This is a genomic window from Cereibacter johrii (assembly GCF_001720585.1).
Classification (GTDB): Bacteria; Pseudomonadota; Alphaproteobacteria; order Rhodobacterales; family Rhodobacteraceae; genus Cereibacter_A; species Cereibacter_A johrii.
The window spans coordinates 1-8,767 of sequence record NZ_MABH01000094.1 but is presented as its reverse complement, the minus strand read 5'-3'; the positions used below and the strand labels follow the sequence as shown (position 1 = coordinate 8,767).

Below are 8,767 nucleotides of genomic sequence, written 5' to 3'. Positions count from 1 at the left end.
GCGCGCGCCCATCCGCGCCGCGAGCCGGGCGTTGCCGGCCCAGATCATGCCCTCGTCATCCACCCCCACCATGCCTTCGCCGGGCACCGCCCGCGCCTCGCGCACGGGGAAGGGTTGCAGGCCCCGCGCCTCGGCCGCGCGGCGGATCGCATCGGCGATCGGATGTTCGGAATGGGCCTCGAGCCCCGCGAGGCGGGTGAGGAAGGCATCGCGGTCTCCGTCGCAGGCGATCTCCACCACCTCCTGCCGGCCGGTGGTGAGGGTGCCGGTCTTGTCGAAGGCGAAGCTCTCCACCCGCGCCAGCGTCTCGAGCGCGGCCCCGCCCTTGAAGAGGACGCCGCCCCGGGCCGCCGCCGAGAGGGCGGACAGGATCGCCGCGGGGACCGAGATCACGATGGCGCAGGGGCTTGCGGCCACGAGGAGGGTCGCGGCGCGGTAGAGCGCGTCGTCCCAGGCGCGGCCCGCCCAGAGGAAGCCCAGGAGCGCCAGGATCGAGCCCGCCAGCACCGCCACCGTGTAGCGCTGGCCGAACCATTCGGAGAAGCGTTCGGAGGGCGCGCGCGCCGCCTGGGCTTCGGTGACGAGCGCGATCATCCGCGCGACGGTGCTTTCCGCCAGCGGGCGGCGCACCTCGACCTCGAGAACGCCGTGGAGGTTCACCGTCGCCTCGAAGACGGCGGCGCCGCGGCTCTTGGCCACGGGGACGGATTCGCCGGTGATGGTGGATTCGTCGATGGAGCCCTCGCCCTCGACCACGATCCCGTCCACCGGAACCCGCGCGCCGGGGCGGAGCACGACGACATCGCCCGGACGCAGATCCCCGACCGCGACCTCCTCGGTGCCCGCCTGCGTGCGCCGCAGCGTCCGGTCGGGGCGGAGTTCCATCAGCGCCTCGATGGCCCGGCGGGCGCGGCCCATGGCGCGATGCTCGAGCGTAGTGGAAAAGCTGAAGAGGGTGAGCAGCACCGCTCCTTCCATGGCGGCGCCCACGGCCGCCGCGGCGAGGGCCGCGATGACCATCAGGAGGTCGATGTCGAGCTCGTGTTCCTGCCAGAGGGCCCTGAGCGCGCGGATGGCCGCCGGCACCCCGCCCGCGAGGAAGACGAGGAGCAATGCCCCGGCCTCGACGGTGGGCCAGGGCGCTTCTGTCGTTCCGATCCCCCAGCGCACGACGGCCGCTGCGCACATTCCGACGAGGGTAAGGCCTGTCAGGATCAGGGGGGCGCGGTCGTCGGTCATCGGGCTCATCCGTGGCTCTGTGGCTGCCACGGACATCGCCCATCGTCCGGCCTCTGTCGCGCGCGAACGACTCGCAGGGGGCGCGGCGCGTCAAGTTGCCTCGCCCCCTGCGTCTCAGGGTTTGTCCTGAGGGTCTTCCGGGGTCTGTCCCGGCTGCTTCTGCGAGCGGTGAGGCCCGGCCTCGCCCGGATCCTCGCGGTGCTTGCCGGCCGGGTCGATCTGCTGCTGGCGCTGGTCCACCAGATTGTCCTGTCGCCTGCGGTCGTGCGGCGGCGATTTGCTGTCATCCGTCATGGCATCCTCCTCCATGCGGAACCGCTCAGACGCCGGTCCGTTCCGCCTCCTCGCGAAAGCGCCGCGTCTCGAGCGCGGCGGCCATGAGCGTGCGGGTGTAGGCCTCCTGCGGGCGGTCGAAGATGTCGGCGGTCTGGCCCTCCTCGACGATGCGGCCCTCCTTCATCACCACGATGTAATCCGACAGCGCCCGGACCACGGCGAGGTCGTGGCTGATGAAGAGGTAGGAGAGCCCGTGCCGCGCCTGCAGGTCGCGCAACAGCTCCACGATCTGCTTCTGCACCGACCTATCGAGGGCCGAGGTGGGCTCGTCCAGAACGATCACCCTGGGCTTCAGGATCATCGACCGGGCGATGGCGATGCGCTGGCGCTGTCCGCCCGAGAATTCGTGCGGGTAGCGGTTGCGCATGGCGGGGCTGAGGCCCACCTCGGCCAGCGCCTCGCCCGCGCGGCGGTCGCGCTCGCGGGTGGAGAGGTCCGGCTCGTGGATCTTGAGGCCTTCGGTGATGATCCGGCCCACGGTCATCCGCGGCGAGAGCGAGCCGAACGGATCCTGGAAGACGAGCTGCATCCGGCGTCGCAGGGGCCGCATCTCGGCCGCGTCGCGGGCAAGCTCGCGGCCCTCGAAGGTCACCAGACCCTCCGAGGGCAGGAGCCGCAGGAGAGCCCGCCCGAGGGTGGACTTGCCCGAGCCGGACTCGCCCACCACCCCGATCGTCTGGCCCTGCCGGAGCCGGACCGAGACGCGGTCCACGGCGCGCAGCCTGTTCGGCGCCTCGAAGAGGCCACCGCCGCTCGAGAAGACCACCTCGACGTTGCGCCCCTCCATCAGCACCGGCGCCGTCCCGGGCGGCGGCGCCTTCGTCCCCTCGGGCTCTGCATCGAGCAGCATCCGCGTGTAGGGATGCGACGGTGCCTCGAACAGCGCGCCGGTCTCGCCGGTCTCGACCACCTCGCCGGCCTGCATCACATAGACCCGGTCGGCGAAGCGCTGCACGATGCCGAGGTCGTGGGTGATGAAGAGGATCGCCATGCCGAGCCGCTTCTGCAGATCGGCCAGAAGGGTCAGGATCTGCGCCTGGATCGTCACGTCGAGCGCGGTGGTGGGCTCGTCGGCGATCAGGATGTCGGGATCGCAGGCGAGCGCCATGGCGATCATCACCCGCTGGCGCTGCCCGCCCGACAGTTCGTGCGGGTAGCTGTCGATCCGCCGCTCGGGCTCGGGAATGCCCACGAGGCGCAAAAGCTCCACGATCCGGGGCCGCGCCTCGCGTTTCGAGAGCCCGCGGTGGAAGCGCAGCGGCTCGGCCAGCTGGTCGCCGATCCGGTAGAGCGGGTCGAGCGAGGTCATCGGCTCCTGGAAGATCATGGTGATCTTGTCGCCGCGCACCTTGTTCAGCTCGCGCTCGGACAGGCCGATCAGCTCGCGGCCCCGGTAGCGGGCCGAGCCGGTGGCGCGGCCGTTCTGCGCCAGAAGCCCCATGAGCGCCATGGTGGTCTGGCTCTTGCCCGAGCCGGATTCGCCCACGATGGCCACGGTCTCGCCGGGCATCACCGAGAGGTCGATGCCGCGCACGGCCTGAACCTCGCCGTCATTGGTCTGGAAGGTGACCCGAAGGCCCTTCACATCGAGAACGGGCTCCATCTCAGCGGTCCTTCGGGTCGAGGCTGTCGCGCAATCCGTCGCCGAGGAAGTTCAGCGCGAACAGGATCGCGGTCAGCGTGAGGGCGGGCCAGATCAGGAGCCACGGCGCGCCGCGCATGTTGGCGGCCCCTTCCGAGATCAGGAGGCCGAGCGAGGTCAGCGGCTCCTGCACGCCAAGGCCCAGGAACGAGAGCAGGCTTTCCAGCAGGATGGCCTTGGGCACGAGAAGCGTCACGAAGACGATCACCGGCCCGAGCGTGTTCGGCACCACATGGCGCATGAGGATGCCCGCGCGCGTGGCGCCGAGCGCCTCGGCCGCCTGCACGAACTCCTGCCGCTTGAGGCTGAGCGTCTGGCCGCGCACGATCCGCGCCATGTCGAGCCATTCGGTCGCGCCGATGGCGATGAAGATGATGACGAGGTTTCGCCCGAAGAAGACCACGAGCAGGATCACGAAGAAGATGAACGGCAGCGAATAGAGCACGTCCACGATCCGCATCATCACATTGTCCCCCCGCCCGCCGAGATAGCCCGAGATCGCCCCGTAGGTGACGCCCAGCAGGAGCGCCATGGCCGAGGCCAGAAGCCCGATGGCCAGCGAGATCCGGACGCCGATGAAGATGCGCGACATGAGATCCCGTCCCACGGCATCGGTGCCGAAGAGGAAATAGAGCTGCTCCACATCGGCCGAGAGCGTGCCGCTCAACCCGTCGGGCGCAAGATCGAGCCGCGGATTGATGAAGAGGTCGGAGCGCTGGAAGTAGCGCAGGATGCGGTCGTCGATGGGCTCCTCGTCCCGGATCTGGACGGAGACGGTGCCGTTCTCCAGCACGGGTGTGCCTTCGATCCGGGCGCGGGCCATGGTGCGCTCGAAGTTCGGGATCACCACGTCGGCCCGCGGATAGGGCTCGAGGCTGGCCGGAGCGCGGACGAATTGCGGATAGACGCGCGTGTAATCGTGCGGCGAGAGCATCGGGCCGAAGATGCCGACGAGGCCGAGGAAGGCCAGCACCAGCGCCGAGGCGACCGCGGCGCGGTTCCTGCGCAGCCGGATCCAAGCATCCTGCCAGAGCGAGCGGCCGACGATGGCTTCCGGCTGGGGCGAGGGCGTACCCGGTGTGGGAATGGGCATCTCAGTCATAGCGCACCCGCGGGTCGAGGAGCGTGTAGAGCAGGTCCACGATCAGGTTGAAGAGCAGGATGAAGAGGGCGATGACCACCACGGTCCCCATCACGAGCGTGTAGTCGCGTCCGAGCGCGCCCTGCACGAAATAGCGCCCGATCCCCGGCAGGCCGAAGATCGTCTCGACCACGACCGAGCCGGTCAGGAGACCCGCGGCGGTGGGGCCGAGGTAGCTGACCGCCGGCAGCATGGCCGCGCGCAGCGCGTGCTTCACCACCACCGTCCGGGCGGGCAGGCCATAGGCGCGGGCGGTGCGGACATGGTTCGAGCGCAGGGCCTCGATGGTCGCGCCGCGCACGAGGCGCGCGATCACCGCCACCTGCGGCAGGGCGAGCGTCACCACCGGCAGCACCCAATAGGCGGGATCGGAGGAGGACCAGCCGCCCGCGGGCAGCCAGCGCAGGATCACCCCGAAGAAGAGGCTCAGCAGCGGGGCCACCACGAAGTTCGGCGTCGTGATGCCGAAGGTCGCGAGCCCCACGATCGTATAGTCGAGCCAGGAATTCTGCCTCAGCGCCGCGATGGCGCCGAGAATCGTGCCGATCAGCACCGCGAGCGAGATGGCAAGGCCGCCCAGCAGCATCGAGATCGGCAGGCCGGAGGCGAAGAGATCGTTCACGGTGAAATCGCGCTTCGTGAACGAGGGGCCGAGGTCGCCCTGCATCAGGTTGCCCATGTAGGTCAGATATTGCGACCAGAGCGACCCGTCGAGGTTATAGGCCCGCTTGAGGTTCTCCATGATGAGCGGATCGAGCGGCCGCTCGAGGTCGAACGGGCCGCCGGGCGCGAGGCGGATCATGAAGAAGGTGAGGGTGACGATGATGAAGACGGTCGGGACGGCCGAGGCGAGCCGTCGCAGCGTGTAGCGAAGCATGGAAAAAGCCCTCGCAGGGGGGACGCGGGTCACGCGACCCGCGCCCCGGAACAGGTTACTCGGCGAGCGAGAGCCAGCGGGTGAGGTGGACGTCGGGCAGGTTGTCCTCGTAGCCCTGCACCTTGCCCGACACGAGCGCCCGCGAGGAGTAGGTCAGCAGCGGGATCGCCGGCACCTCGTCGAGCAGGATCGTCTCGGCATCGGCCATGATCTGCGCGCGCTGTCCGAGATCCTGCGTGACGGCGGCCTTGTCCATCAGCGCGTCGTAATCGGCATTCTCCCAGCGCGGATAGTTGAAGGGCACGCCGCCCTCGAACAGGAACAGGAAGTTCTGCGGGTCGGAATAGTCGCCGATCCAGCCCGCGCGCACGATGTCGAAGGCGCCGCCTTCCTTCAGGTAGTTGAAGTAGTTCGTGCCTTCCATCTCGTTCAGCGTCGCGTTGATGCCGATGTTCTTCAGCATGTCGGCGATGGCCGTCATCGTGTTCCGGTGGTTCTCGGACGAGTTGTAGGAGAGCTGCACCGTGAGGCTGCCCTCCGCCACGCCGGCTTCCTCGAGCAGCGCCTTTGCCTTGTCCTCGCGGTCGAGCAGATCCTCGTCGGCATAGTCGAGCGCGGGCGGGGTCTCGACATAGTTCGAGATGCCCGGAGGCACCATCGAATAGCCGGGCAGCATGGTCTCCTGCCAGACCTCCTCGGCGATGAAGTCACGATCCAGCACCATCGAGATCGCCTGCCGCACCCGCTTGTCCTTCAGCGGGCTGCCGTCGGCGCCCTTCACCGGCAGATAGTAGGTGCCGAGGTAGGGCGCCACATGCAGCTCGTCCTTCAGGTTCTCGCGCATGTAGGCCATCTGCTCGGCCGGAACGTCCGTGCACATCTGCACCTCGTCCGCCTCGAACCGGCGCAGACAGGCCGAGCGGTCCTCGAAGGGCACCCATTCCACGCGGTCGATGGCCACATTCGCCGCATCGTGGAAATGCTCGTTCTTCTCCATCACGATGCGGTCGTTGGGCGCGAAGCTGACCAGCTTGTAGGCGCCGTTCGTGACCATCACGCCGGGCTTGGTGAAGTTCGACCCTTCCGCCTCGACCGTCGCCCGGTGCATCGGCAGCGAGGATTGGTGCGTCAGGAGCTCGAGGAAATAGGGCGTGGGCGCGTTCAGGGTGAACTTCAGGGTGTGCTCGTCCACCGCCTCGACGCCCAGCTCTTCGGGCTGCTTCCCGCCGGTGGCGACGGCCTCGGCATTGGCGATCGGGTAGAGGATGTTGGCATAGATCGCCGCCGTCGCCGGCGTCATGATGCGCCGCAGGGCAAAGACGAAGTCCTCGGCCACGACGGGATCCCCGTTCGACCATTTCGCATCGTCGCGGAGCTTGAAGGTGTAGGTGAGACCGTCCTCCGAGATCTCCCAGCTTTCGGCCACGCCGGGCACGACCTTCGCCTGCGCGTCCTGCACCACGAGCCCCTCGTAGAGGTCGTTCATGATCCGGCTCTCGGCGACGGTCGAGGTCAGGTGATGGTCGAGCGTCGCAGGGTCCGTGTCGTTGCCGCGGACGATGGTCACCTGCGCCGCGGCCATGCCCGCCGTGCCGGCCATCAAAGCCAGCGCGCAGGCGCCGGCTCGGAGCGAGAAGAGTGTCATGAAAGGATCCTCCTGTTGTCGTTCTGGTTGCACAAATCCTTCCGCACGTTTCGCCGCAGCCGGAAGCCCGTGTGCCGCGACGGCACCGGCTCATGAGCGATTTCTTGCCGGTTGCAGGCGGAACACGCGGTTTGCGCTGCGGTTCCGCGCGTGCGGCGGCCTCTGCGAAAGTCTCTGAGAGAGAAGAAGCCTCACGGCGCGCCGGTTGTCACTGCGACAGGGTGCGTCCTTCCTGCAACCTCAGGTGGTTGTGCAGATCCGTTGCGGCGATCTCTGCCTGCGCCATGGCCACGGCGATCTGGTTCAGCCCGGTCACCACATCGCCCGCCGCCCAGAGGCCGGGCACGTCCGTGCGTTGATGGGCATCGGTGCCGATTCGCCCGTCCGGCAGAAGCGAGAGGCCGATGCTCTCCGCAAGATCGGTCTGCGGCTCGACGCCGAGCCCGGCATAGACCGCGTCGAACCGCTCTTCATGGCCGTCCGGGTAGCCCAGCGTCACGCCGCGCCCCGGCTCGGGCAGGATCCGCCGGACGGGGCGCGGCTCGACCCGCACGCCTGCCTCCGCGAGGCTCCGGAGCCAGACCGGCGGCAGCTCGTGCCCGAGCGGCACCAATGTGACCCGCTCGCTGTAGCCGCGCAGGAACAGGGCCTCGCTCGCCGCGCATTCCGCGTGCCCCAGCACGGCGATCGTGCGGTCGATCACCTCGAAGGCATCGCAGATCGGACATTGCCGGATCAGGCCCGCCCGCACATGGCTCACCACATCGGGCAGGTCGGGCAGCCGGTCCCGGACGCCCGTTGCGAGGATGAGGTGACGCGCCCGCAGCACCCGCTCCTCGGTTTCCACGTCCCACTCCCCGCCGGGCAACCGGCGGACGGCCTTCGCGGAGAGGGGCACGGGCTCGATCCCCAGCCGGCCGAGCTGGCCGCGCATCCGCGACAGCAGTTCGGCGCCGCGGATGCCCTCGGGGAAGGCCGGATGGTTGTGCGACCGCGGGATCAGCGAGGCGCGGCTCTGCCCGCCGTCGAGGAGGAGCACGCTCCGGCGGAAGCGCGTGAGGAAGATGGCGGCGGTCAGACCGGCGGGCCCCGCGCCCACGATGATGCAGTCGAACATTGGCGGCCTCCGTTGACGGTCTCTGCGGGATCTTCGCGCAACAGCCGCGGCCGTCCGGCGTTCCGACGCAAAATTTTCATCTTGCATGGAACGATGTCGCTTTTACACGTTGACCCTGCGACACAGCAGGAGACAGCCGGATGATCGCGACCGACGATCCGTTGCAGGACCGCCCGCGGGCGGGGGGTCAGGATCGCGCGGACGAGAGGCTGGCAGGCGCGGTGCGGGTGATGGCCTGCGAGGCGGCGCCGCTCGAGGCGTCCGATCCGCCCGCCGAGGGCGCGATCCTCAGGCTCGAGCGCGATCCGCAGCGCCCGTTCGCCTCGGGGGCGGTGCTGCTCCTCGACGAGGCCGGGCGCGCGGTGGCGCAGCTGTCGGCCCTGCCGGTGCGGATGCTGGCGGCGCTGCTCGACAATGGCTGCGAGAGCTTTGCCCTCGTCGAGCGGACGGGCCCGCGCGTGTCGGTGGGCATCCACCTCGCCGCGCCCCTCTGGGGATAGGGCCGGGCGCCGTTACCAGGAAAAGAGCCGCCGGCCCGGGGGGCGGCGGCTCTGCGGGGGCGAGGCCCTTGCGTCAGCTGCGCGGCTTCTTCGGCGGCGTGAAGCGGCGGCTCGTGTCGGACGCTTCGGCGCGCGGCTTGCGCGGGGCGTCCTTCTTGCCGAAGTCCTTCTTGAAGCCCGCGCGGGCGGGCCGCTCGGCCGCGCCTTCGGCCCTGAGTTTCGCCGGACGGTCCTCGCGCGCCTTGAAGCCGCCGGCCTTGGCGGGGCGGT

The 8,767-nt window shown here is 69.3% G+C and carries 9 protein-coding genes; 1 reads left to right on the top strand and 8 read right to left on the bottom strand.

Annotation, left to right across the window (positions count from 1 at the left end):
• From A9O63_RS07350 to A9O63_RS07320, 7 genes are all read right to left on the bottom strand, one after another.
• Positions 1 to 1,275 (bottom strand): heavy metal translocating P-type ATPase (locus A9O63_RS07350; RefSeq protein ID WP_069331342.1); only part of this gene is annotated, 1,275 nt, incomplete at its 3' end.
• A 78-nt stretch (positions 1,276 to 1,353) separates the two neighbouring features.
• The gene (locus A9O63_RS07345; protein WP_069331341.1) at positions 1,354 to 1,533 is read right to left on the bottom strand and encodes a hypothetical protein; all 180 of its coding nucleotides are present in this window, start codon (positions 1,531 to 1,533) and stop codon (positions 1,354 to 1,356) included.
• Between the two features lie 25 nt (positions 1,534 to 1,558).
• Positions 1,559 to 3,178, bottom strand: coding sequence for an ABC transporter ATP-binding protein (locus tag A9O63_RS07340; RefSeq protein ID WP_069331340.1), 1,620 nt, complete (start codon positions 3,176 to 3,178; stop codon positions 1,559 to 1,561).
• A 1-nt stretch (position 3,179) separates the two neighbouring features.
• Positions 3,180 to 4,319: an ABC transporter permease gene (locus A9O63_RS07335; RefSeq protein ID WP_069331339.1), complete on the bottom strand. Its 1,140-nt coding sequence runs from the start codon at positions 4,317 to 4,319 to the stop codon at positions 3,180 to 3,182.
• Complete coding sequence (locus A9O63_RS07330) at positions 4,312 to 5,235, bottom strand: ABC transporter permease subunit (RefSeq protein WP_002722145.1); 924 nt, start codon at positions 5,233 to 5,235, stop codon at positions 4,312 to 4,314. The genes A9O63_RS07335 and A9O63_RS07330 overlap by 8 nt, the downstream gene beginning before the upstream one ends.
• 55 nt (positions 5,236 to 5,290) lie before the next feature.
• Complete coding sequence (locus A9O63_RS07325) at positions 5,291 to 6,880, bottom strand: peptide ABC transporter substrate-binding protein (RefSeq protein ID WP_069331338.1); 1,590 nt, start codon at positions 6,878 to 6,880, stop codon at positions 5,291 to 5,293.
• Positions 6,881 to 7,088: 208 nt separating this feature from the next.
• On the bottom strand, positions 7,089 to 7,997 hold the full coding sequence (locus A9O63_RS07320; RefSeq protein ID WP_069331337.1) for an NAD(P)/FAD-dependent oxidoreductase: 909 nt from the start codon (positions 7,995 to 7,997) through the stop codon (positions 7,089 to 7,091).
• 140 nt (positions 7,998 to 8,137) lie between these two features.
• Here A9O63_RS07320 and A9O63_RS07315 point away from each other — a divergent pair, with 140 nt between their 5' ends.
• Positions 8,138 to 8,497, top strand: coding sequence for a hypothetical protein (locus tag A9O63_RS07315; protein WP_069331336.1), 360 nt, complete (start codon positions 8,138 to 8,140; stop codon positions 8,495 to 8,497).
• Between the two features lie 73 nt (positions 8,498 to 8,570).
• On the opposite strand, the gene A9O63_RS07310 is transcribed toward A9O63_RS07315, so the two are convergent.
• Positions 8,571 to 8,767 (bottom strand): hypothetical protein (locus tag A9O63_RS07310; protein WP_141703052.1); only part of this gene is annotated, 197 nt, incomplete at its 5' end.

Bases quoted from the DNA above. Each gene is read 5' to 3' on its own strand.
- A9O63_RS07335 (WP_069331339.1), bottom strand. From the start codon at position 4,319: ATGACTGAGATGCCCATTCCCACACCGGGTACGCCCTCGCCCCAGCCG.
- A9O63_RS07340 (WP_069331340.1), bottom strand. From the start codon at position 3,178: ATGGAGCCCGTTCTCGATGTGAAGGGCCTTCGGGTCACCTTCCAGACC.
- A9O63_RS07345 (WP_069331341.1), bottom strand. From the start codon at position 1,533: ATGACGGATGACAGCAAATCGCCGCCGCACGACCGCAGGCGACAGGAC.
- A9O63_RS07325 (WP_069331338.1), bottom strand. From the start codon at position 6,880: ATGACACTCTTCTCGCTCCGAGCCGGCGCCTGCGCGCTGGCTTTGATG.
- A9O63_RS07330 (WP_002722145.1), bottom strand. From the start codon at position 5,235: ATGCTTCGCTACACGCTGCGACGGCTCGCCTCGGCCGTCCCGACCGTC.
- A9O63_RS07315 (WP_069331336.1), top strand. From the start codon at position 8,138: ATGATCGCGACCGACGATCCGTTGCAGGACCGCCCGCGGGCGGGGGGT.
- A9O63_RS07320 (WP_069331337.1), bottom strand. From the start codon at position 7,997: ATGTTCGACTGCATCATCGTGGGCGCGGGGCCCGCCGGTCTGACCGCC.